Raw genomic sequence first — 24,135 nt, forward strand, 5'->3', positions numbered from 1 at the left:
GCGTGCCATGGCGGAGGCTGGAAGTGGCGACATTGAAAGTCTTCGCATTCGATCATGCCTGCGCCGGCGGCGCGGGCCCGACGCGGTCGTCGGCGGCGCAGCGCTTCGATGGCGAGTTGATGCTGCGCGCGCTGTGCGCCGACTTGCGGCGGCTGCCCGGTGTCGAACTGGTGACGCTCGACGGCGCCGCCGCGCGCCCTGCCGGCGGCGCCTTCGACCGATGCTTTACCGACTGCGTGCTGGCGGCCGATGCCGTGTGGCCGCTGGCGCCCGTGGGCAGCGGCGTGCTGGAACGGTTGTCGCAGGACGTGCTGCGGCACGGGCGGATCCTGCTCGGCAGCACGCCGGCCGCGGTGCGGCTCGCCGGCAGCAAGCGGGCAGCCTGCCATGCCTTGCTGGGCGCGGGGATTCCCACCGTGGCCACGTTCGGCCCGGGCGACACGCTGCCGGCGGCGCCCGGTGCCTGGGTCGTGAAGCCGGACGACGGCGCTGGCTGCATCGATACCCGGCTGTTCCATGACCGAGCCGCAGCGCAACTGGCGGCCGCCGCGCACGTTGGCCGGGAACTCGTACTGCAACCGTTCGTCGCCGGCCGCGTGGGCAGCCTGTCGCTGCTGTGCCGCGACGGCGCCGCGTGCGTGCTGGCCTGCAACGAGCAGCGCATGGCCGTGCACGACAACCACTTCCGCTTCCTCGGCGTCACGGTCAACGGCCTGGCCGGCATGGCGCCCCAGCTCGAAGCCCTGGGGCTGGCCGTCGCCGCCGCGCTGCCGGGCCTGTGGGGTTATGCGGGTGTCGACTTCATCCTGGCCGATAGCGGGCCGCTGGTACTGGACGTGAACCCGCGGCTGACGATTTCCTATGCCGGGCTGCATGCCTCGACCGGCATTAACCCGGCCGGGGCGGTGCTGTCGCTGTTACAAGCGGAGATGCCTTTGGCGCTGCCCGGCCGTATGCCGGCCTGCATCGTGGATGTGCCAGCGTTTGCACCGGATTAGGCGCAGTCATTGCTGGCGCACTGATTCGATAAGAACTTGCCGTTGTCGCGGCATGGGCCGTAGACTTGGCCTTCTCGTACGTCTGCAATCGGCCCAAGAGCTGCCGTTCAGGGGGGGCATTTCGACGGGCGTCAGACAGGAAAATGCATGACGAAACGCGCACCGCCCGTCCGAGAATCGCTGGCGGCGATCGTGCCGCCATGCAAGGTCATCGCTTTGGCCGCAATGGCCAGGCCTAGCCCGAAACCGCCGGTCGTGCGATCGCGACTTCGATCCAGGCGGTAGAACGGTTCGAAAATCCTGTCGCGTTCGGCCGCCGGAATGCCGGGGCCGTCGTCATCGATCACGATGTCGATTCCGTCGCCGACTTTCACCGCGCTTAGCCTTACCTGCCGTTCCGCATACTTGGCGGCGTTGCGCAGAACGTTGCCGACGGCGCGGTCGATCAGCCTGGCGTCCGCTTCAATGGCGGCCAGCAGGGGCGGCAAATCGAGCTCGAGTTGCTTGGCACCCAGTTCATGCCGGGCCGCCGAAGCGCAATCGGAAAGCAGCGCGATGAGATCGACCGGGCTTCGCATCAGGGCCTGGGGCTGATCGAGCCGGCCAAGCTGGAGCAATTCGTTGACGAGCTCGTTAAGCTGCGCCAGGTCGCCCTGCATCGATCGGATACGCGACGAAATTCCATCGCCGCCGGTCTGCTTGAGCAGCATCTCGAAACCGAAATCGAGCCGTGTGATCGGCGTGCGAAGCTCGTGCGACACCGAGTGCACTAGCTCCTTCTGGGTGCACAGCAGGCTTTCGATGCGCGTCGCCATGTCGTTTATGCATTCCGCCAGCGGATACACCGGCGAGCGCTTCGCGATCGCCGCTCGGGCGGCAAGCTGTCCCTCGCCGAACGACCGCGCCGTCTTCGACAAGGAATCGAGTTCCTTCCACAGGTGGCGCGCCCAGAGAGCCATTGGAAGCATCATCAGCAAGGCCAGCGACGTATAGCCGATCGTCACCATCATCGGAACTTGCTTCGGCCCCACCGGATCGAAGCGGATCACGTCGTCTGTCATAGGTTCGCCCGGCGCCGGCGGACGGTGGGCCGGTCCGAAATATGCCTCGGGCGAGATGTTGGCGACCCATTCGCCGTGCTGCAGCCGCGCAATTTTTTCCTGCGACAGATGCGCCTGCGCTTCTTTCATAGGTATTAGGGAGACACGAATGAAGTGCCGGCGCTTGTAATCATCGAAGCGGGCCAGCCACTCCGAAGGCGGTGCCGAGTCAAGGTATTTTCCGAGCAGGAAAATCTCACCCGACGTACGGTCCAGGGCATAGCGTTCCATTTCGGAGGAAAAATGCTGCCGCACTGAATGAGCGACGATGTAGCCGAACACGACCAAGGCGATCGCGGTGAGGAAATAAATACGAAAAAGGATGCGCAACATGCCGGCGCCTTATTTCCAGGCCGACGGGCTAAAGAGATAACCTTCGCCGCGAATCGTCTTGATGCGCTCGGCGGCGGCATCGTCGAACTTGCGCCGCAGCCGGGAAATGGCATTGTCGATGCTGCGGTCCAGTCCGTCGAATTCAATGCCGCGCATGCGGCGCAGGATGTCGTCGCGCGACAGCACATCCCCGGCGGATTCGGCTAGGATCAGCAAGAGCTTGAATTCCGAGCCGGTCATGGCGACCGGCGCATTTCTCCACGCCACGGTGCGGTCCTTTTTCGATATTGTCAGCGAGCCGAACAGCAGCGTTCCGTTTTCGATCTTGATTCCCGGCTGCCGCCGGCGCATCAGCGTACGCAGGCGCGCCAGCAGGATGCGCGGCGGAATCGGCTTGATCACGTAATCGTCGGCGCCCTGCTCGAGGCCCGACACTTCATCGAAGGCATCTTCGCGCGCGGTGAGGATCAGAATGGGCACATCGCTCACTTCGCGCAGCTGGCGGCATACCACCATGCCGTCCAGTCCCGGAAGCATCAGGTCGAGTATGACGATGTCGGGCTGCGATGCACGGAAGCGCTCCAGCACGATATCGCCGCGGGTAACCACTTCTACCTTGAATTCGTAGCTGCCGATGTATTCTCCCACCAGCTCGGCTATCCGCGGATCGTCTTCGACCAGCATCACATCAAACATCGTCTTCCCCTGTGCATTTACTTTGGATTCTAGCGCACGAATTCCGTAATGCTGACGACTGCGACGTTTCCGTACGCACCGATACAGAAGCGTGACAATTCCCCCACGCTGTTGTGTATGACGCCGGTTGCGCTCATCCTAAGATGCCTTAGTCTGAACAAGGAGGGAAAAAATGACATTGAAGATCATTGCGTTAGGAACTTCGCTGGGGGTCGACGCCCAGTTCGCCGACGCCGCCGCACCCGACAAACCCGTGCCCAAATCGACTGCCGAAGTGAAGCGGGCCGTCAAGAGAATCCTCCGGGACAGGCATTTTCAAGGGGGCGCCGTCTTCAGGAACGGTGAAGTTGACTGGCAGGGCGACCTCCGCATGGCCGACGTCGCCGCCGGACACCGAGGGCACCCTGTTCCGCATCGGTTCGATCTCTAAGGGCTTCGTCGAGCTGGCATGCAAACGGGATTAAAATCATGCATGGGTGGTAGCAGGCGCTAAAACTATTAATTTTTTTTGATCGTCCATATGAAAACCAATTCCATAAACGAAGATCGCTTTCACTCCCTAGATGCAGTCCGTGCCTGTGCGCTCCTTGGCGGCATTCTGCTGCACGCGCTCATGTCTTACATGCCGGGTTTTCGGGAAGCCAATTGGCCGCTTTCCGACAATTCCACGAATGCCGGGTTGGGGGTCCTTTACTTCGTCATCCATCTTTTTCGGATGTCGTTGTTCTTTCTTATTGCCGGGTTCTTCGCGCGCCTTCTTCAACAACGTTTGGGGACAAAAGGCCTGATAAAAAACAGGTTGAGGCGCCTCGGATTGCCACTAATTGCCTTTTATTTTCTGGTCCTTCCGTTTGCTTTCATCGCTTTTATCTGGGGAATGCGGCAACTCGGTATACCAGGTGCCGGGAAGAATGCTGCTTTTCCACCCGTCATCGGCCCGCCGGTACCCTGGTTTCATTTGTGGTTCCTTTACCTGTTGCTGTTCATATGCTTGCTGGTGGTGGCGATGCGAGCGCTGGTAATACGTCTCGATACGGGCGGTACGCTTAGCTCCACCGTCAGCCGACTGCTCGGCTGCGCGTTCAGCCTCCGTATTGCGCCGGTATTGCTGGGTGCGCCGGTCGCTGTATCGATGTTCTTTTCTCCGTGGTGGGTGCAATGGAACGGGGTACCCTCGCCGATCGTGGGACTCGTGCCTAACTTTCCTGGTTTGCTTGCGTACGGCACGGCATTTCTCGTTGGGTGGTTTGTGCAGCGCGAACAGGAGAATTTGCGCATTCTTGCGTCGGATTGGCATTTGTATGCGTTGGGGGCGGTAGCAGGCACCGCCGTCGCCCTGTATGTTGTCGGCATTACGCCGAAGTTCGGAATTGTCGAACTCAGCAGCATAGAGCGCGCAGTCTATGCAGGTGCGTACATGTTCGCCCAATGGTGCGGAATGTTTGCTGTCATTGGATTGGCTGTGCGCTACCTTCAGGCCCCGAGCGCACGTTGGCGCTACCTCGCAGATGCATCGTACTGGATGTACCTGGTCCATTTCCCCATCGTCCTGCTGTTGCAGGCGTGGATGTTGCGTTGGCCGTTGCACTGGTCAATAAAGCTTTCGATGGTTCTTGTGATCACCAGTGTTCTGCTTTTCACAAGCTATCACTACCTGGTACGGTCAACCTTTATGGGTGTGTTCCTCAACGGGCGAAAGTATCCTCGTGTTCCCGGCAACTGAAGCTATTCAAGATTCATGTGTCTAAGGGCAGTACACCTTGGTATGCATACTGTTTAAATGATTTAACACATTAATCGATAGCGTCATGCAAGCGTACCCGTCCTCTTGGCCGTGAACGCCTGCTTCGGCTCGGCAGCCGCCTGTCGTGACAGTCAGTGACTTCTCAATCAGAGAATCGCTCAGCCCCAGGTGTACGAGGAAGCCGAGTTCCGTTTGGAAAGCAAGGAACGAGACGACACCGAGTACTTCGACAGGCAACTATTGCAGGCGCTTGTCGATGCCGGAAACCGTTGCGGCTGAAGGTCCGCTTCAGGATCCTGCAACATATATGCAATTACGGTTGCCCTGCACAATTGGAGGGGAGATCTGCAATAGACCGGAAAACCTAGCCCTCTAGTCGTATATATGCGTTTTTTTTTCAGAAAATGTCGCTCATATACTCCTTTTCTGGCACACTTGATCGCTCTCTAGATCAGGTTCCTGCTCGACCATGGCGAAAACCACCCAGTTTCACTCCGCAGCCGCACTCGATGCCGCAGCGCGCCTTGGCGATCGGCTCCGGCGTGCCAGGAAATCACAGCGGCGCACCCTTGCCGATCTCGAGCAGTCGAGCCGGATTCATCGCCAGACACTGGCCCGGCTCGAGCATGGCGACCCGACAGTCTCCTTTGGCGTGGTATTGATTGTGCTCGAAGCCCTGGGCCAGTTGGCCGACCTGGAAATGCTCGTCGGGAATCCGGAGAGTGACCGGCCTCTCGTTTCCGACGATTCCGATTCACTGAACAGGGATTTCTGATGGCGCGTACCACGATGGTCGTGTTCGACTGCACGACACCAGCTGCCCCGATTCCCGTCGCATCATTCGGTTTGAAGAGTAACGGCGACGGCCGCTTCGCCTATGGCAAGCGGTATCTGCAGCGTCCCGCCGCGTTCAGCCTGGACCCGAGACATCTGCCGCTGGAGGACCGCGAGCTGTTGCTGCCAAGGCAGCCAGATGGAACGTACGGCGTGCTGTCGGATGCCGGGCCGAACGCCTGGGGTGCGAAGCTTACCGCACGCCTGCTACGGCAGGCGCGCAAGCCGCTGCCCGGAAATCCCGTTGAGTGGTTTCTACAGTCGAAGCATTTTGGTTCGGGCTGTCTGGCCTTCGCGGCAAGTCCGGACGAACCGCCGCGGCTTGGCGACATTCCCTGCCGATCGTCGGACCTCTCGTCCCGACTGCTCGATGCACTGCATCGATACCTGAACAATCCGGACCCTGACCTGGACGCGGAAACCGTCAACCTGCTGTTTCCAGGCAGCGACCTGGGCGGCCTGCGTCCGAAGACGATCGTCATGCACGACGGCGTGGAGCACATTGCAAAGTTCAGCCGCCCGGACGACCTCTTCGATGTGCCGGCCGCCGAGTACGCGACGCTCAGGCTTGCGCACCTGGCGGGGATTACGGTCCCTTCGTTCGAACTGGTTTCGATCGGTTCTGGACAACGCTCGGTCCTGCTGGTGGAGCGTTTCGACCGTACCGGCAAAGGACACCGCATCCATTATCTCAGCGCCCATAGCCTGCTTCGACCAGGGCCGTTGAGCGCGGACCAGCGGGAATATCGCACCAGTTTTTCCTATGCCGCGATTGCCGAAGCCATGCGGCCGCGCAATGATGCGGCGCCCGCGGATGCGCACGAGCTCTTTCGGCGCATGGTCCTCAATATCATGGTCGGCAATGTCGACGATCACCTGCGCAACCACGCCTTGCTGATGCGGGATCCAGGTGTCTTGCGCTTGTCCCCGGCCTTCGACATTTGCCCGCACCTCGAGGCGCCGTTCCGCGGACAGAACATCGGTGTTGGCGCCTTCGGTACCGCGAGCACGGTGGAGAACGCCCTCTCGCAATGCCGGCGATTTTTCCTGACGCGGGAAGAAGCATTGAAGATCGTCACCGAAGTGAAAGATGTCGTCTCGGGCTGGCGCCGGGAATTCGCGGACGCCGGTGTCAGCGAGACCGATCGGTACCGGATCGCCGGGTGCTTTGCGGTCGCGGAGGAAGCGACAGGCGTCCAAGTCAATCTTGGTTATCCAAGCCGCGGTGACGATACGGAGGACGACTCCGGCCAGGCGCCAGCGCCATCCATGTAAGCATCGCCCTCACCGCACCACCACACCCCACGGCAGCTTGCCCACCGCGATATCGCGCAGCTTTTCATTGCGCGCCGTATCGATCACCGACACGCTGCCCGAGCGGCCGTTCGCCACGTACAGCTTGGCGCCATCGGGCGTCAGCGCCATGTTCCACGGCCGCTCGCCGACGCCGACGGTGGCCACCACCCGGTTGGTCTTCGTGTCGATGACGGACACGCTGGCGGCACCGCCGTTGGACACGTAGACCCGGCTGCCATCCGGGTGGACGGCCACGCCGTTGGCGCGCAGGCCGGCCGGGATGCGGGCGACGATGGCATGGGTGGCCGCGTCGATCACGTACACCTCGTTGGCGTTCTCGGCGGCCACGTAGGCGCGGCTGCCGTCCGGCAGGAAGCCGATGCCGCGCGGCCGTGCGCCCACGGCGACCTGGGCCACCTGCTTGCGCGTGGCCATGTCGATGATGTCGACGGCGTCGCCATTCTCGGCGCTGACGAACAGCTTCTTGCCGTCCGGGCTGAACACGGCGTGCTCGGGATTGCGGCCCTTTACGGGAATGGCGAAGGCGCGCGTGTTCGTGCGGGTATCCGTGACGACGATCTCGTGCTTTTCCTCGACGGCGGCGACGACCCAGCGGCCATCCGGCGACAGCGCCACGCCCTCGGGCGACTCACCCAGGTCCACGGTGCCTTCCGGCGCGCGGCGCTCCAGGCTGACGATCTGCAGCCGGTTTTTCGGCTGGTCGCTGACGTAGAGCCAGCGGGCATCCCGGCTCACCGCCAGACCGCGCGGCTTGCTGCCGCCGGGTATTTCCGCCACGACCTCGTCGGTGGCCGTATCGATCACGGAGATCGTGCCGGAACCTTCATTCGGTACATAAGCGAACGGCGCGGCGAACAGGGCGGGGACACAGGCCAGCAGGGCGGCGGGAACCAGGAGGCGGCAAAGCAGCGGCATGGACGTTCCTTTCAGGGGCAAATGTGGCGGTGCCGATAGCGCTCCCACCACCGTGATCGTCAGGTCAGCACGGCCTTGCCGGGATGACGGATATGCAGCCGCTGCACCTTGCGGTACAGCGTGTTGCGGCTGATATGGAGCTGCCGCGCCACCGTGGAAATGTTCCAGCCATGCCGCTGCAGCTCGCGCAGCAAGGCATCGCGTTCGGCATGTTCGAGAGGATTCAAGTCGTGCGGATTCCCGTCATCCGGATCGCTGGCAAGCGGGTCGGTGGCATCCGGATCGGCAGCCAGCACATCGTCCAGGGGCTGGCTGGCGGCCAACGGGCCAGCGCCGTGCGCGCCGGGATCGGACATGTCCGGCGCGGCCTCTTCGCTGTCCCGCACGGGAATGTTCGGCGCGACAATACCGGTGCGGTACTCCGGCGGCAGGTCGTGCACCGTCAGGTGATCCGATTCGCGCAGCGCGATCATCGCGCGCAGCAGGTGCCGCAACTGGCGCAGGTTACCCGGCCAGCGCTGCCGTTCCAGTGCGGCAAGCAGGGTTTCGTCGAGCGACAGCGGGGCGCCGTCATCGCTTTCCTCGGTGACGATCAGGCTGACGAGGGCGCGCACGTCGGTGCGTTCGCGCAGGGGCGGCAGCCGCAGCGCGATGCCCTGCAGGCGGTAGAACAGGTCTTCGCGGAACGTGCCCTTGGCAATCATCTGCTGCAGGTCGCAGTGCGTGGCGCTGGTCACCTGGATATCCAGGGGCAGCGGGGCACCGCCGCCCAGCGGCACGATGGTGCGCTCTTCGAGCACCCGCAGCAGCCGGGCCTGCAAGGGATAAGGCATGTCGCCAATTTCGTCGAGGAACAGCGTGCCGCCATTGGCCTGGTACAGCTTGCCCTGCTGGCCTTCCTTGCTGGCCCCGGTGAAGGCGCCGGCCCGGTATCCGAACAGTTCGCTTTCGATCAGCGTTTCCGGAATGGCCGCGCAGTTGATCGCCACGAACGGCTTGCCGGCGCGCGGCCCCGACCGGTGCAGTGCCTGGGCGAAGACTTCCTTGCCCGTGCCGGTTTCGCCGACCAGCATGATCGCCACGTTGCGCTCGCACACGCGGGTGGCGATGCGCACGTTGGCGGCCATGGCCGCGTCGCCGAAATGCACGCGCTCCAGCGGCGAAGGTGCTTGCGTTGCCGGCACGGCCGCCTGCCTTCCGGCGGACGACGTCACGCGCACCGGCGGCAGCATCACACTGTAGAAGCGGGCACCATTGCGCAGGCCGAAGATCGGCACCGCGTGAAATGCCTTGCGCACCGTACTGTCCACCAGGCCGGGGAAGGAGCTGTTGAACAGTTCCGTGATGTCGCGGCCGACGATGTCCGCCGGCGCCGTAAAGCCCAGCTGGAACAGCGCGCAGCGGGTGGCGGCCAGCACCTTCCCGGCGGGGTCCAGCGCGATCGCCCCTTCGCTCAGCGTGCCGATGAATTCGGGCCGGTTATGGAAGCGCAGGATGTAGTCGTGCCGGAAGCGGTCGAGGAAGACGCGGTTCTCGATCATCTGCACGGACATCGTGACGAGCGCCAGCGTGTGCTGCTGCGCCAGGCGCGACTCGCCGGAGGCATCGAGCGCCGCGACGATTTCACCTTCATGGTCGAAGATGGGGGCGCCGGCACAGCTGAGGTCGATGTGGCGGGACAGGTAATGCTCGTCCTGGTGCACGGTGACGGGGCGGCGCTCGACCAGGCAAGTGCCCATGCCGTTGGTGCCCTGCGCCCGTTCGCTCCACACCGCGCCCGGCATCAGGCCCGAGCGGGATGCCGCGTGGGTAAAGCCGGGGTCGCCGAAATAATTGAGCAGCACGCCGGCGGCGTCGGTCAGCACGATCGCGTAGCCCGAGCCGGCCAGCTGCTGGTACAGGTTGGCCATCTCGACCTTGGCGACGGCCTGCACGCCAGCCAGCCGCTCGCGCCGCTCGGCCAGTTCGGCCGCATCCACCACCTCCGGCTCTTCGCGCCGGCCGGGGTCGAGCTGGTAATCGTGCAGGCAACGGATCCACGAACGGGTAATGGCGTTGCACGGGCCGGCCGCCTCCGAGCCGTCGCGGCCCTGGACGATCGAACGCACCCGCCGGACATGGGCCAGGGCACCATCGGACATGCTGTCTCCTTCGCCGCTGGCGGTGCCGGCATCGGCTTCCTGCCGCGGCTGTTATCAATGCATTGCGCGTGTGTTCACGATAGTACGCTGCCGTACAAAAATAAATATGCAAATTACAAAAATGTGGACAGCCGTGCGACACCTGCACCGTGCCATTGCCACGGATGCGGCACAGTGGCGCCCTCCAGCTGGTCTGATTTTGAACATTTCACGCGGTGCACGCCTTGCGTGCCGCTGGCACGTTCCATGCGCCTCTGTCCAGGCTAGTGCTCGTCCACCACCGTGCCGGGCCACAAAACCAAGGAGACCCCCCATGTTCCTGCTGAACCGTGTCATCCGTGCCACGCGGCCCGGCCGCTGGTGGCCATGCCTCGCGCTCGCCATCCTGCCCGCATTCGCGATGGCCGACTCGGATGTCGAGAAACTGACGAAGGACCCGAAGAACTGGGCGATGCAGGCCGGCGACCTGGCCAACCAGCGCTACAGCGAGCTGAAACAGATCAACGCCGGCAATGCCGGCCAGCTGACCGTCGCATGGACGTTTTCCACCGGCGTGCTGCGCGGGCACGAGGGCGGGCCGCTCGTCATCGGCGACATGATGTACGTGCACAGCCCGTTCCCGAACAAGGTCTTCGCGATCGCGCTGGAAGACCAGAGCATCAAGTGGAAATACGAGCCGAAGCAGGACCCGTCCGTGATTCCCGTGATGTGCTGCGACGTCGTCAACCGCGGTGTCGCCTATGCGAACGGCAAGATCTTCCTGCAGCAGGCCGACACGACCCTCGTGGCGCTCGATGCGAAGACCGGCCAGGAAATCTGGAAGGTCAAGACGGGCGACCCGAAGAAGGGCGAAACGACGACCAACACGCCGCACATCTTCAAGGACAAGGTGCTGACCGGCGTGAGCGGCGGCGAATTCGGCGTGCGCGGCCGCCTCACCGCCTACGACATGAATACGGGCAAGCTGGTGTGGCAGGCCCACAGCACGGGGCCTGACAAGGACATGCTGATCGATCCGGCGAAGACGATGACATGGACCAACGGCAAGATGGCTCCCGTCGGCAAGGATTCTTCGCTGAAGAGCTGGAAAGGCGACCAGTGGAAGCTGGGCGGCGGCACCACGTGGGGCTGGTACAGCTACGATCCGGAACTGAACACGGTGTACTACGGCACCGGCAACCCCAGCACGTGGAATCCGCGCCAGCGCCCGGGCGACAACAAATGGTCGATGACGATCTTCGCGCGCGACCTCGACACGGGCATGGCGAAATGGGCATTCCAGATGACGCCGCACGACGAATGGGATTATGACGGTGTCAATGAAATGATCCTGGCCGACATCAAGGTGAAAGGAAAGATGCGCAAGGCGCTCGTGCACCTGGACCGTAACGGTTTCGGCTACACGATGGACCGCGTCAGCGGCGAGCTGCTGATTGCCGAGAAATTCGACCCGGCCGTCAACTGGGCCACGCACATCGACATGAAGACCGGCCGGCCGCAGGTTGTGGCCAAGTACAGCACCGACCAGAACGGCGAGGAAGTCAATTCGAAGGGTGTCTGTCCCGCGGCGCTGGGCTCGAAGGACCAGCAGCCGGCCACCTACTCGCGCAAGACCGGGCTGTTCTACGTGCCGACCAACCACGTGTGCATGGATTACGAGCCGTTCAAGGTGGAGTACGTGGCGGGCCAGCCGTACGTGGGCGCGACACTGGAAATGTACCCGGCGCCGAACAGCCATGGCGGCCTGGGCAATTTCATCGCCTGGGATGCCGGCACCGGCAAGATCGTCTGGTCGAAGCCGGAGAAATTCTCCGTGTGGAGCGGCGCGCTGTCCACCGCGGGCGACGTGGTGTTCTACGGCACGCTGGAAGGCTACCTGAAGGCCGTCGACCACAACGGCAAGGAGCTCTGGAAATTCAAGACGCCGTCCGGCATCATCGGCAACATCAACACGTGGGAATACAAGGGCAAGCAGTATGTGGGCGTGTTGTCCGGCATTGGCGGCTGGGCAGGCATCGGGCTTGCGGCCGGCCTGACGAAGAGCACGGATGGACTCGGCGCCGCCGGCGGCTACAAGGACCTGGCGAAATACACCGAGCTCGGTGGCGTGCTGACCGTGTTCGCGTTGCCGGATGCCGTGGTGCCTGCCGGCGAGAAGACGGTAGCGAAGGACCGGTAAGCGCCGCAGGATCAATAAACGCCGCACCTCCCTGCCACTGGTGCGCCAGGCGCGGCGCCTTGTAGTGCTTCGGCATCGCAAGGCGCCGCAATCACGCCATGTCGTTTCCTGGCCAGCCCCGCCCGCCTCACTCGATCACCGGTGCGATCGCTACCGGGGCATTCTGGCTGATCACCTGCACCTTTTCCGGCCACTCGGCGAAACGGTACACCATTACCCGGAAACCGCTGTTGGCATCGCCATCGAACGCGGCGCCCTCGGCGGCCGGCAGCGTGGCTTCGCGCAGCGGATCGCGCACCCGCACTTCGGCATCGCTCTTCGGCAGGAACGCAAACCGCACGCCGGCACAGCGGCGGCTGCCGTAGTTCCCATCCAGGTACCGCAGGTACTGCAGCGCCTGGTCGCAGGCCGCGCGCAGGTCGGCGCTTTCATACACGCCATCCACCCGCGCCACGATCGAAATGCGCGGCCCGAACGTGTAGTCGCTGATCTTGCGGTTCAGGACCAGCATCGCGTTTTCGTCGTAGGCCGCCTTCAGCAAAGGGAAGGTGGTACGGCCCGTCGCGTCGAGCGGCAGATTGAGCTGCGTGGTCCGGCCGGACAGCGTCAGGCGCAGGCCGTCGAGTGGCTGGCTGCCATCCTTCGGCGACACCTGGTAATGGTTCTGCAAGAAATTCTTGGCCTTGCCGTATTTCGCGAACGCCACCATGGCCCGGTAGGCGTCGCGGTAGCTGACCCAGCCCGCTTCCTGCGCCTGCGCCGCGCCGCTGCCCATGCCGAAGCACAGGGCGAGCAGCAGCGGGATACGCGCGGCGAGGAAGCGGGTGATGGCCATCATCAGAACCGGTAGACCAGCGCCGTCGACAGGGAAACGTTGGTCGGCCGCTCCACGAGCGGACTCTTCCTGGCATCGCCCACCAGGCGGCTGACCTGCAGGCCGGTGGTCATCATCCACGCCGGCGACAGCGCCCAGTTCCAGCGCGCACCGGCGCGCACATCCTCGATGCCCCCATCGGGATGGTATTCGGCATTGATACCGTACCGATCGGCTTCCTCGGCCGTGACGCCGAAATACGCCATGTTGTAGGCGCGGTTGACGAGCGTGACGCCGGCCGACAGCGCCAGCGTGTGGTGCGGCGCGATATCCTGCTGCAGGTGCTGCAGGGCCACGTGCATGCGCAAGCCGTTGCGGTCGTTGCCGGCGCCGTACAGCAGGTTGGTGGTCACGCGCAATTGCGGCGTCAGGTAGAAATTGGCGAAGCCGCCATACAGGACGCGGCGCCGGATCGCGTGCACGCCATCGAGCAGGTTGACGCTGTTGTCGGCCGTGAGGCCATCGCCGCCCTCGTTGGGCGCGAAACCGTCCGCGCCTGCCGGCGGCGGCGGCTCTTCCTTGACGTCGTCCTGCTTCACGTCGTCTTCCTTGACGTCGCCATCCTTGGGCGGCGGGAGTCCGGTAATGGGGTCCGGCAGCCACGTCGACGGTCCGCCCGGGTTGCCGGCGTTGTCGCCCACGGTGCCGAGCCGGAACATCTTCGTGCCGGACGCATCGCGGCCCGGCGCCAGTGCCACCAGGGGGCCATATTCCACGGAAGGAGAATTCGACAGGTGCATGCCCATGCTCATTCCCGAGATGAAGATGCCGTTGCTCCACTGGACCTGCAGCATCGGCATGGCGGTGGTACGGCGGTCGGCAGCTCCCTCGTAGCGTGGGGCATATTGCGCGCCAAGGCCCACGTACATATCGCGGCTACCGTCGGGCATGGGATTGATGGCGGGAGTTTGCGCGTGGGCCGCACCGCACGCGCCCGCCAAGGCAAGTACGAAAAACTTGTACATGTGTGCATTCTGAAAGAGCAATGCCTCCCATTTTATATGGCTTGCGGCCCAAGGTTGAACGTTGTCAAGTAACAGTGTGTGACGACACTACCACCGGCAAGTCGCTGCGCTCGACCATGATCAGGTGCGAAGGGGTCGTCAACGCCTGCGTACAAATCGCTCGCGGGTCGGGCTGGTGGTCGACGCGGGTCACATGAATCTTGCGGCCGCTGCGGTAAACGTCGGTGACCGTTGCTTTGAAGCAACCATTCGGCCTGCTGCCGATGAAGACGCCGATGACCATGTAGCGGTTGAAATCCACCTGGGGCACCGGCAGCACCGGCACGCTCCGGCTCTTGTGCCGGGCCCAGAGTTCGTTCCAGGCGGCGGCATCGCGCACCACGACCGTTTCCGGCGTGGCCACGGCGGAATTGTCTTCCAGGTCCAGGCTGGTGAAGGCCATGTGCTCCGGCGTGGTGTCGACGAACGCCACTTCACCCTCGTACCGGTCGACGACGGCCAGCGCCATCGGCGCGCCCAGGGCTTGCGCGCAGGGCGCCACCGTCATCAGCGTGCTGATTTCATAGCCGACCACGACCTTGCCGTTGTCGCCTTCCACCGTCGCTACGGCAGCCGACTGGCAGCCGGCCGCCTGCGAACCAGCGAAGACGCCGACCACCATGCTGCGCTTGAAGTCGACCTCCGGCAGCGGCGGCACCGGACTGCGGCCCAGGTAATGCGCGTTCCACAGTGTTTCCAGGCCGGCCCGGTCGCGGACGACGACGTTGCGCGGCTGCGCGATTCCCGAATACTGGTCCTGCACCAGCGGCGCGAACGGCAGCGTGCCATCCTTGATGAACGGCACGACCTCGACCTTGTGCGCGCCGCCGAGGCCCAGGTCATCCTCCGCCAGGTTGGCCGCGGCGGTTTCCAGCAATGCACGGTAGCGCTCGTCCGTGCAGGTGGTGCGCGGCCCGGCGATCGTGTCGCCGGCGGTGCACAGCATCGCACCCGGCGTGAGGCGGTACAGCGTCGCGTTCCAAGACATGTCCGCGCAATTGCCGGCACGGTCCCACAGCACCAGCTCGTTGTCGATGACGAACAGCCGGTTGCGCTGTTCGGCGCAATCGGCCTTGCGTGCCTGGGCAATGAATTCCTCGCGCGCCGGTGCGCCCGGGGCCGGCTCGCCGACGGCGATGCCCTTCCCGCCCGCGACGGCCGATGTGGACGACGACGACGAACCGCCGCCGCCGCACGCGGCGAGGGACAGGGCGGTCAGCAACAGTGCAGCTGCCTGGACTGTGGATCGATATGGACGCATTGCTAGCTCCTGGAAACAAGTCTTGTCATCGTATCCAGCCGCGTCTTCCCTGTCCGCACGCACATGTCGGCTTTTTGTCATAAATTTGTCGGCCTGGATTTTCACGGCATTGGTTCTTATACAATGGCAACATGAACCGCCTGTTTCTACGCTTCTTCATCCTTGTGATGCTGTCGATCAGCGTGGCGGCCTTCATCGTGTACTTCACCATCGACCGCCTGTTCGGCGACCCGCTGGAAAACATCGCCCGCAACCAGGCGGCAGCGCAGATTTTCCTTCTCGAGCAGTACGTGGACCAGGCGCCGGCCGACGGCTGGCTCGACCGCCTGAACAAGGTGCGCGAAGTGTCCGAAGTGCGCTTCGACCTGGTGCCGCTGGCCGTCGTGCGCGAGCACCTGTCCAACGCCGAGCGCGCGGCATTCGACCGCGGCGAAGTGGTGATCGACCTGGCCGACCGCTCGCTGTACCGCCGCGTCGACCTGAGCGGCGACCGGTACATCGGCAGCGACGAGGAAGCGATCCATGCGCAAAACCTGCCGATCGACATCAAGGTGGCGCTGCAGATGGAAGCGGTGCGCTACCTGATCGTGGCGCTGGCGCTGCTGGTGCCGATCGGCTTCTGGTCGCGTGCGCACTGGCGCAGCCTGCAGGAGCTGATGAAGGTGGCGGACCGCTTCGGTGCCGGCCAATTGAAAGCACGCGCGGAAATGAAGCCGGGCAACAGCATCTATCCGCTGGCCGAACGGATCAACCACATGGCGGGCCGCATCGAAACGCTGCTCGAATCGCAGCGCGGCCTGCTGCATTCGGTGTCGCATGAAATCCGCACGCCGATCGCGCGGCTGGAATTCGCCTTCGAGCTGCTGCACGACACCGCCGAGGACGTGCTGCTGCAAAAGCGCATCGGCAGCATGCAGGGCGACCTGACGGAACTGAAGTCGCTGGTCAACGAGCTGCTGGGCATGGCCCGGCTCGACAGCGACCAGCCGCTGCGCTATGAAACCTTCGACCTGACGGAAGCGCTGCGCAGTTGCGCCAATTCGCTGCCGCCGGCCGCCGTGTCGCTGGATGTGTCCGTGCCGGACGGCATGGGCACCTATTACGGCGACTGCCGCCTGCTGATGCGCGCCACCGGCAACCTGCTGCGCAACGCGCAAAAATATGCCAACGGCAAGGTAGCGCTCTCGGCGCTGAGCAAGCTGGGTGGCGTGACGATCACCGTCGACGACGATGGGCCGGGCATTCCGGAAGAGGAACGGGAAAAGGTCTTCGAGCCGTTCTACCGGCTGGACCGTTCGCGCGACCGCAACACGGGCGGCTTCGGGCTCGGGCTATCCATCGCCGGCAAGGCCATCTCGCTGCATGGGGGTTCGCTAAAGATCGAAACGTCGCCGCTGGGCGGGGCGCGGTTTACGATCAGTTTGCCGCCGGCGTAGCGGCATGACTCAGTTTCCTGCGCGCCTTTACAAATGGGCGTCCGAGTTCGAAAGAGCATTGATGTCTGCCACTAAGACGTATAGCAAGGATCGCCAAAATGAAAAACAACCGGTTTGCAGCTGGTTTCGCGACTTTTATGCTCATCGCTGGTGCGCCATACGTACTTTTTATTGCGACACTCGGCCAGATGATAGTCTCATATGAACCCGGAACGCCTTCAGGTGGTAGCGCGCTTGGAGTGATGATGATTTTCGTGTGGGCATATGGTATAGCGCTGCTCAGTTGTGTTACGGGGCTCATCTACTTCGGCTACGGCGCACTCAAGCACAAGGTTTTCCCTAAGATTTGGCACTGGCTAACCATTGGATATTCAATAGGCTTGGCGCTTAGCCCGGTTTTCTGTTTCATTTCCCAGTAGTTTTTCGACCCAAATTCCCGCCACCTCAGCTTGCCTCGTGCGTCGGCGCCGTCAACTGCGTCACCACATCCGGCGCCCCATCCACCACCTTCTCGTACTCGGCGATCACCTGCGCGCCGAACAGCAGCAAGGTGGCGCCAATTTCCAGGCTGAACATCACCACGATCGCCGTCGTCATCGAGCCGTACACCACATTCACCTGCGACAGCGTGGAGAAGTACCACACCAGCACGTGGCGGGCGATTTCCCACAACACGGTGGCCGTCACGCCGCCGATCAGCGCATGCTGCCAGCTCAGCCGGCCCACCGGCATCACCATGTAGATCGACGACAGCAGCAGCACTTCGCCGCCAAGCCCCAGCAGGTACAGCAGCGCCCCGGACAGCCCTTCCAGCGACCATTCGACGCCAAACAGCCGTACGCTTTCGGCACCGATCACCTGCAGGCTGCCGGCCACCAGCGTGACGACCAGCGCACCGATGCCCAGGCACAGGATGTAGCAGTAGGGCAGGATGGCCGAGGTCAGGTAATGCCGCCGCCGCAATCCCACGCGATGGATGAAGATCACCTTCATTGCGTTTTCCAGCACGGTGAATGCCAGCGAGCTGAAAAACAGCATCGTCAGCACGAGCAGCCAGCCGACCAGGTCGCGGTGTTCGAGGAAGTGCGCCACCTCCGCCACGATCGCGCTGGACTGGCCCGGCACCAGCCATTCCAGGTAGTGGCCGATGGTTTCCAGCAGGTCGGCCGGATCGATCACATGCGACAGCGCTACCACCACCAGCATCAGCAGGGGCACGATCGACAGCAGCGAATAGTAGGCGACGGCACCGGCCAGCAGCAATCCCTGGTTCGCGCGGAAACCTTTCAGGCAGCGCACGGTGAATCGCAGCGGATGGCCGAGCACGATGGCGACGGCCTGGCGGTTGAGGATAGGCATGATGCCGATTCTAGCGAGGCGCCAGCGGAAGCGCCGTCCTGCTGGGCCGTGCCGCCCCGTTACCGCCCACTACCGCACCGCCGCCTCCAGCAAGGTCAGCGTCTGCCGCCCCGTATCCATGCGCGCCCGGATTCCCATCGGCAGGGTGAACTGGTGCCGGATGTGGCCGAACGACCACCCGGTCACGGCGGGAATCGCCAGCGGTTGCAGGTGCTGGTCGGTCGTCTGGTCCAGGCTCAGCGACGGGCCATCGCCGGCCGGGCCGCAGCCTTCGAAGATGCCCAGCATGATGCCGGCCGCGGAACGGAAGGGCTGGTTCAGGTTCAGCTGCATCAGCATGCGGTCCACGCGGTACGGTTCTTCGTTGACTTCTTCGAGGAACAGCAGCGCATCGCGGATGTCGGCCGCATAGGGCGTGCCGGCCAGCGCGCTGACCAGCGCCAGGTTGCCGCCCATCAGCCGCCCGGTGCCGATGCCGGGCACCACGGTGCGCAGCGCGTAATGCGCATTGTCCGGCTCGTTGAATGCCTTGCGGCTGTTTTCCACGGCCATCGGAATCACGTACTCGTCCTCGGGCCGCATCAGCACGTTCAGCAGGTGTTCGGTCGAGTAGCCGGACAAGGTGGACATGCCGACCGGGCCATGGAACGTCACCAGCCCCGCATGGCGGTGGATGGCCAGGTGCAGGGCAGTGATGTCCGAATAGCCGACCAGGATCTTCGGGTGGCGCCGCATCAGGCCATAATCCAGGTGCGGCAACAGCTGCATCGCGCCCGAGCCGCCCCGGATCGCCCAGATCGCGTTCACGTCCGGATCGGCGAACATGCCGTGCAGGTCTTCCACGCGATGCTCCCAGGGGCCGGCGTAATTGCCGTTCACTTCGTCCAGGTAGCGGCCCAGCTTCACCCTGAAGCCGAGCGCTTCGGTGTTGGCGATGGCCTTGTCGATCGCCGCGCGCGACACTTGTCCGGCGGGCGTGACGAGGCCGATGGTGTCGCCGGGCAGCAGCCGTGGCGGTTTGATGAGTTGCATGGTTTTTTTCCGGGAGGACGACGGCGCGGCCGCCGCCACCGGAAAAGCGGCAGCAGCCAACGCGGCGGCCAGCGAGGTTGCCAACGTGCGGCCGAAGCCGCGCCGGTCCACGGTCAGAAGAACTTGTACTTCAGGTTGAACGACAGGGCCCGGCCGCGCGGATCGGCCACGCGGGGATCCCAGCCGGCGCCCACTACTTCATCCACGTTGTGCGCGGTGAACGGCGGGTCTTCGTCCAACAGGTTCTGGATGCCGACCGTCAGCGTGGTGTTCTTGAAGCCGGTGTACGTGGCCGAGACGTCGTACTTCGTGTAGTGGTGCACGCGCGGATCGAAGCCGGGCGGGAAGCCGCTCTTGCCGCCGTTCGGCACCTGGTCGTTGTAGCCGGAGGCGTAGCGCTGCAGCAGCAGCCCGCTCCAGTTGCCTTTCGAGACCGTCACGCTGGCGCTGTGCTTCCAGCGCAGGTAGACGTCGCGGGTGTTGAACTGGCTGACCTGTTCCTTGTAGTCCTGGCCTTCGAACTCGGCGAACTTGAAGCTGTCCATGTAGGTGCCATCCAGGACCGCCGCGTACTTGTAGCCGCCGAGTGTGCCGTCGTAGCGCAGGCCAAGGTCCACGCCGCGGGTCTTCAGGCCGGCCGCGTTGATCCAGCCCGCTTCCACGTGGTCGATCACGCCGCTGGCCGGGTCGCGCACGATGTACTGCTGCAGGTATTGCCAGTTCTGCAGCACGACCTGCGGGGTGCGGTTCAGGATGCGGTCCTTGATGTTGATCGCCCACCAGTCCAGCGACAGCGAGAAGTTCCTGAACGGTTCTGCCACGATGCCCAGCGTGCCCTGCTTGGACGTTTCCGGCCGCAGGCCGGGATTGCCGCCGGTGTTGTAGTCGAGGCGGGGAATGGCGCAGAAGTCCGGGTTGCCGGGGTTTTTCGCGCAGCCTTCCTGGTCGATCACGCCGTTCGGCAGTTCCTGCGACAGCCGGCCCGCGTACAGCTGGGTAAAGCTGGGCGCCAGGAAGCCCTTGCTGGCCGAGCCTCGGAACAGCAGCCGTTCGGTCGGCTGGTAGCGGAACGCCACCTTCGGGTTGGTGGTGGCGCCGATCAGGCTGTAGTTATCCTTGCGGATCGCCAGCTGCACTTCGAGGTCCTTGATGACCGGCACCAGCGCCTCGGCATACACGGCGCGGATATAGCGCGTGGCCTGGTCCAGGTTCGCGTTGCCCGGCGCCTGCCAGATCTTCGTGGCATCCACGACCTGCACGAACGAATAGGTTTCCTTGCGCAGGTCGAAGCCGGCCGCCATCGACACGGCACCGGCCGGCAGGTTGAACACTTCGCCGGAGATCGCGCCATCGAACTGCGTCATCGTGGTGCGCCCCTGGTTCAGGCGGCCTCGGAACTTGGCCGATTCGATCAGGTCCATCGCCTGCTGCGTCTGCGACTGGCCGGCACCGGTCCACGGATTGATGATGCCGGTGCCCATCGCGGCGTACAGCTTGTCCGTCCACGCATAGCCGTCGACCAGGTCCACCGAGGACTTGCTGCCCGACTTCGACAGGCCCAGCTTGTAGTCGTACTTGCCGCCCAGCGTGCCTTCCAGCGCCACCAGCGCGCGGTAGTTGTCGAGCACCACGTCCTGCGTGCGGTTGCCGACCGGCGTGGCGCGCCATTTGTACAGGATCGGCTTGCTTCGGTCGTAGCTGGCGATGTAGGGCGACAGGTCCTGGTAGTACGGGCCGCCCACCGGATACGCGTTGCCGGCCGCCAGCGTGGTGGAAATCTGCAGCGGCGTCAGCTGGGCGGTGGTTTCCGTGCGCGAGCCGAGCAGCTCGACGAACATGCGGTGATCGGCATTGAGCCTGAAGGTGCCGCGCGAGACACCGGTGGTGCGCTCGACGGGGAACGACATCACGTAATCGCCGCCGTAGTCGTAGGCGCAGGAATATTTCGTGCGCGTGATCGGCGTGATATTGGTCCACAGCTCGCTCGCATATTGCGACATGCCCGGCACGGAATCGCAATTGCCCTGCAGGCTGAGCAGGTTGGCCTGCAGATACGTGGTGCTGTCGCCGGGCATTTTGAAGCCGGTGCCCAGCGCGCTGCCGGCGCCGCTGAGGAGATTGGCATAGGGCGTGCCCGTGGTATCGGGCGACAGGCCGCGCCACGGCTGGTAGCCGTTGGCGAAGTCGCGCTGGCTCGATGACAGCTGGTCGGTGACGTCGCGCGTCACGCTGGCCATCACGTTCCAGCCATCGGTCTCCAGGTTGCCCAGCCCACCCAGCAGCGTGTAGCGGCGTTCCATGCCGCCGCCCGCCTCGGTGGCGTTCAGCGTGGTCGACGCTTCCAGGCCTTCGTAGTCGGTCTTCAGGATGAAGTTGACCACGCCGCCGATCGCATCGGTGCCGTAGATCGCCGAGGCGCCGTCCTTGAGGATCTCCACCCGTGCGATCGCCGCCAGCGGGATCGAGTTCAGGTCGACCGCCTTGCCGCTGCCGCCGTTGTTGCCCATGCGGCGGCCGTTCAGCAGCACCAGCGTGGCGTTCGGCCCCAGGCCGCGCAGCGAGGCGAACGAGGCGCCGCCGGACGTGCGGTCGGCATCTGCGCCGAACACGTTGTTCCCCGATGTCATGTTGTCGGCACCGGTGCCGTTGGCCGACACCAGCCGCAGCAACTGCTCGGCGTTCGTCACGCCGGCCTTCTGGATCGTGTCGAGCGTGATGGTCTGCACCGGCAGCGCGCCTTCCCTGGCCAGGCGCTTGATGCTCGACCCGGTGATTTCCACGCGCTGCATCGGCTGCGACCCAGCCTGGGGCCCTGCTTGCGACACCTCTTGCGCGAAGGCCGGAGCCACGACACCCATCAGCGCGATCATGTGCGCCAGTTTTTTAACCTTCAAGAGCTTCTCCCGATGTGTTCAATGGTGCCTGCCGGCCTTCGCGCTCGTGGCGCCGGTCCGGCGTGCTCGTGCCTGTCATGGCCGCGGGTGGCACTGTCGTGGCGGTGCGCTATCCCGTGGGTGGGGCGGATTGCCGGCCCGGCCATGGATTGCCGGGAATGCATTGGCGAAATGCTATTCCCGCCGGGACATTTTAGCGGCCTCATCCCCACGAAGCGGGCGCACGCGCGGCGCGAGGTCCAGATATCGCCAGTTGGTGAATTCCACCGGGTGACGCTTGTAGTTTTTTAGCCACGGTTGCCGGATATCGGCCGAGATCGGGTGCGTCAGCAGCACCCACGGGTTGTAGGCATGCAGCAGGTCGGCCATTTCGCCATACAGCCTGGTGCGTGCCGGGCTGTCGGCCATCGTCCGCGCCTGTTCATAGCGCGCGTTGTAGGCCGGCAGGTTGAAGCGCGCATAGTTGGCGCGGCCGACGTTGCCGCCATACAGCAGCTGGTAGAAATTGTCGCCGTCCGGGAAATCGGCCACCCAGTTGGTCTCGAACATCATCACCTTGCCCAGCCGCGAAGCCTTGATGATCTCGGTCTTCTTGTCCGTCACGAAGCTCACGCGCAGGTGAATCGACTCGAAGGTCTTGCGCCACATCTCGTCGCGCAGCCGGCCGACCATGGTCGGTTCGCTGTGCATCGTCAGCACCAGCGGCCGGCCATTGGGCAGCGTGCGGTAACCCGCCCTGCCCTGCGTGACATCCCGTTTGTAGCCATGGCGGTCCAGCAGCGCCCGCGCCAGCGCCAGGTCGTGGACCACCGGGCTGCGATAGGCCGGATCGTGACCGAGCACGTTCGGCGGCAGCGGCGACTGCGCCGGGATGGCCAGGCCCTTCTTCAGCAGCGCCACATCCTGCGCGCCGTCGTAGGCCAGCGCGATGGCACGGCGCAGCGCCACCTTGTCCGGCGTGTAGCCGCCGATGACCGGGTGCTCCATGTTCATCCACATGTAGTAGGTCTGCAGCACGGGGAACGGTTCGAGCACCATGCCGCGGCGCGCCAGCGCGGGCTTGAGCACCGGCGCCTGCGAGCCCGGATCGAGCACCAGGTCGCGCATCGATTCGGGCACCTGCTCGATGTAGTCGAATTCGCCGTTCAGGTAGCCGAGCACGCGCGACTGGTACTCCTCCATGATCTTTACCTCGACCCGGTCGACCAGCGGCAGCTTCTTGCCTTCCCACCGCCCGTGGTAATCCGGGTTCGCCAGGAGCGTGATCCTGTCGCTGCGCTTCCATTCGCCGATACGGAACGGCCCGCTGCCGACCGGATGGTTGCCTACCTGGCTGCCGTACTTTTCCGCCACCTCGCGGGCCACGGCGCCGGTAGCCGGCAGTGCAAGATAGAATGGCAGGCCGGGATCGGGTGCGCGCAGGCGCAGTTGCAGCGTGTAGCGGCCGGCCGCCTGCAGGCCGGGGATATCGGTCGCGTAGCCGAACTGTTCGCGCAGCGCGCCATCGCCCAGCAGCTTGCCCTCGAACAGGAACAGCCACGGCGACTTGATCGCCGGGTCGTACAGCCGCTTGATCGCATACACGTAATCGGCCGCCGTCACCTCGCGCGCCTTGCCGCCGAATGCCGGATCGGGGGCGAAGTGCATGCCGGGCTTCAGCTGAAAAGTCCATGTCGTACCGGCCGCATCGACCGACGGCATGGCCGCCAGCGTGTTCGGGCGCAGTTTCACCGGGCGCGCCAGGTAATCGTAGCGCAGCATGGGATCGAACAGGTTTTCCAGCAGCGACAGGCTGGCCAGGTCGGAAGCGACGGCCGGATCGAGCGCCGTTTCACCGGTGGACAACAGCGTGCGCAATACTTTCGGTTGCGCGGCCACCGCGCCGGCGAACGGGATGGAAAATACGGCGGCGAAGGTGGCGGCAAGCAGGATGGCGGCGGCGGATCGGCGGGCTCGATTCATTGGCGCAGCATAAACCAGCTGCCGTTGCCAGTGGCACACCGGGCGGCCGCCGCGAC

The 24,135-nt window shown here is 64.2% G+C and carries 19 protein-coding genes; 8 read left to right on the forward strand and 11 right to left on the reverse strand.

The window, feature by feature from the left end:
- The first annotated feature begins 23 nt into the window (after window positions 1-23).
- On the forward strand, window positions 24-998 hold the full coding sequence (locus OU994_RS00955) for an ATP-grasp domain-containing protein (protein ID WP_281609254.1): 975 nt from the start codon (window positions 24-26) through the stop codon (window positions 996-998).
- A 131-nt stretch (window positions 999-1,129) separates the two neighbouring features.
- On the opposite strand, the gene OU994_RS00960 is transcribed toward OU994_RS00955, so the two are convergent.
- Together OU994_RS00960 and OU994_RS00965 are read right to left on the reverse strand one after the other, a co-directional pair.
- Entirely contained in the window at window positions 1,130-2,431 is a 1,302-nt protein-coding gene (locus OU994_RS00960) for an ATP-binding protein (RefSeq protein ID WP_281609255.1), read from the reverse strand.
- Between the two features lie 9 nt (window positions 2,432-2,440).
- On the reverse strand, window positions 2,441-3,127 hold the full coding sequence (locus OU994_RS00965) for a response regulator (RefSeq protein ID WP_281609256.1): 687 nt from the start codon (window positions 3,125-3,127) through the stop codon (window positions 2,441-2,443).
- Window positions 3,128-3,299: 172 nt separating this feature from the next.
- Between OU994_RS00965 and OU994_RS00970 the strand changes: the two genes are divergently transcribed.
- The 4 genes from OU994_RS00970 (at window position 3,300) to OU994_RS00985 (ending at window position 6,980) form a co-directional block, all read left to right on the forward strand.
- The gene (locus OU994_RS00970) at window positions 3,300-3,557 is read left to right on the forward strand and encodes a hypothetical protein (protein WP_281609257.1); all 258 of its coding nucleotides are present in this window, start codon (window positions 3,300-3,302) and stop codon (window positions 3,555-3,557) included.
- Between the two features lie 90 nt (window positions 3,558-3,647).
- Window positions 3,648-4,850, forward strand: coding sequence for an acyltransferase family protein (locus tag OU994_RS00975; RefSeq protein ID WP_281609258.1), 1,203 nt, complete (start codon window positions 3,648-3,650; stop codon window positions 4,848-4,850).
- A gap of 490 nt (window positions 4,851-5,340) precedes the next feature.
- The gene (locus OU994_RS00980) at window positions 5,341-5,646 is read left to right on the forward strand and encodes a helix-turn-helix domain-containing protein (protein ID WP_281609259.1); all 306 of its coding nucleotides are present in this window, start codon (window positions 5,341-5,343) and stop codon (window positions 5,644-5,646) included.
- Complete coding sequence (locus OU994_RS00985; RefSeq protein WP_281609260.1) at window positions 5,646-6,980, forward strand: type II toxin-antitoxin system HipA family toxin; 1,335 nt, start codon at window positions 5,646-5,648, stop codon at window positions 6,978-6,980. Before OU994_RS00980 ends, OU994_RS00985 begins: the two co-directional genes overlap by 1 nt.
- 9 nt (window positions 6,981-6,989) lie before the next feature.
- Here OU994_RS00985 and OU994_RS00990 read toward each other — a convergent pair whose 3' ends face one another.
- Both OU994_RS00990 and OU994_RS00995 read right to left on the reverse strand, forming a co-directional pair.
- Entirely contained in the window at window positions 6,990-7,937 is a 948-nt protein-coding gene (locus OU994_RS00990; protein ID WP_281609261.1) for a beta-propeller fold lactonase family protein, read from the reverse strand.
- Window positions 7,938-7,996: 59 nt separating this feature from the next.
- On the reverse strand, window positions 7,997-10,078 hold the full coding sequence (locus OU994_RS00995; RefSeq protein WP_281609262.1) for a sigma-54-dependent Fis family transcriptional regulator: 2,082 nt from the start codon (window positions 10,076-10,078) through the stop codon (window positions 7,997-7,999).
- 313 nt (window positions 10,079-10,391) lie between these two features.
- Here OU994_RS00995 and OU994_RS01000 point away from each other — a divergent pair, with 313 nt between their 5' ends.
- Window positions 10,392-12,257 carry a methanol/ethanol family PQQ-dependent dehydrogenase gene (locus OU994_RS01000; RefSeq protein ID WP_281609263.1) on the forward strand — a complete coding sequence of 622 codons (1,866 nt, stop codon included), beginning with the start codon at window positions 10,392-10,394 and terminating at the stop codon, window positions 12,255-12,257.
- 127 nt (window positions 12,258-12,384) lie between these two features.
- Here the strand turns inward: OU994_RS01000 and OU994_RS01005 are convergent, their stop codons facing one another.
- The 3 genes from OU994_RS01005 to OU994_RS01015 all read right to left on the reverse strand — a co-directional run bounded on the left by OU994_RS01005 (window position 12,385) and on the right by OU994_RS01015 (window position 15,396).
- The gene (locus OU994_RS01005) at window positions 12,385-13,095 is read right to left on the reverse strand and encodes a hypothetical protein (protein WP_281609264.1); all 711 of its coding nucleotides are present in this window, start codon (window positions 13,093-13,095) and stop codon (window positions 12,385-12,387) included.
- A complete protein-coding gene (locus OU994_RS01010; RefSeq protein ID WP_281609265.1) occupies window positions 13,095-14,096 on the reverse strand; it encodes a MipA/OmpV family protein in 1,002 nt (333 codons plus the stop codon). Before OU994_RS01010 ends, OU994_RS01005 begins: the two co-directional genes overlap by 1 nt.
- Before the next feature lie 64 nt (window positions 14,097-14,160).
- On the reverse strand, window positions 14,161-15,396 hold the full coding sequence (locus OU994_RS01015) for a protease complex subunit PrcB family protein (protein WP_281609266.1): 1,236 nt from the start codon (window positions 15,394-15,396) through the stop codon (window positions 14,161-14,163).
- 131 nt (window positions 15,397-15,527) lie between these two features.
- Here OU994_RS01015 and OU994_RS01020 point away from each other — a divergent pair, with 131 nt between their 5' ends.
- Complete coding sequence (locus tag OU994_RS01020) at window positions 15,528-16,832, forward strand: ATP-binding protein (RefSeq protein ID WP_281609267.1); 1,305 nt, start codon at window positions 15,528-15,530, stop codon at window positions 16,830-16,832.
- Between the two features lie 98 nt (window positions 16,833-16,930).
- A complete protein-coding gene (locus tag OU994_RS01025; protein WP_281609268.1) occupies window positions 16,931-17,251 on the forward strand; it encodes a hypothetical protein in 321 nt (106 codons plus the stop codon).
- 25 nt (window positions 17,252-17,276) lie between these two features.
- On the opposite strand, the gene OU994_RS01030 is transcribed toward OU994_RS01025, so the two are convergent.
- The 4 genes from OU994_RS01030 to OU994_RS01045 form a co-directional block, all read right to left on the reverse strand.
- Entirely contained in the window at window positions 17,277-18,191 is a 915-nt protein-coding gene (locus tag OU994_RS01030; RefSeq protein WP_131148572.1) for a YihY/virulence factor BrkB family protein, read from the reverse strand.
- A 69-nt stretch (window positions 18,192-18,260) separates the two neighbouring features.
- Window positions 18,261-19,223 (reverse strand): LD-carboxypeptidase, encoded by a 963-nt coding sequence (locus OU994_RS01035; protein WP_281609269.1) that lies wholly within the window; start codon window positions 19,221-19,223, stop codon window positions 18,261-18,263.
- A gap of 113 nt (window positions 19,224-19,336) precedes the next feature.
- Window positions 19,337-22,117 carry a TonB-dependent receptor domain-containing protein gene (locus OU994_RS01040; protein WP_281609270.1) on the reverse strand — a complete coding sequence of 927 codons (2,781 nt, stop codon included), beginning with the start codon at window positions 22,115-22,117 and terminating at the stop codon, window positions 19,337-19,339.
- Window positions 22,118-22,291: 174 nt separating this feature from the next.
- On the reverse strand, window positions 22,292-24,079 hold the full coding sequence (locus OU994_RS01045) for an ABC transporter substrate-binding protein (protein WP_281609271.1): 1,788 nt from the start codon (window positions 24,077-24,079) through the stop codon (window positions 22,292-22,294).
- Window positions 24,080-24,135: the final 56 nt, after the last annotated feature.

This window comes from Pseudoduganella sp. SL102, assembly GCF_027856995.1.
In the GTDB taxonomy this organism is placed as follows: Bacteria; Pseudomonadota; Gammaproteobacteria; order Burkholderiales; family Burkholderiaceae_D; genus Rugamonas; species Rugamonas albidiflava.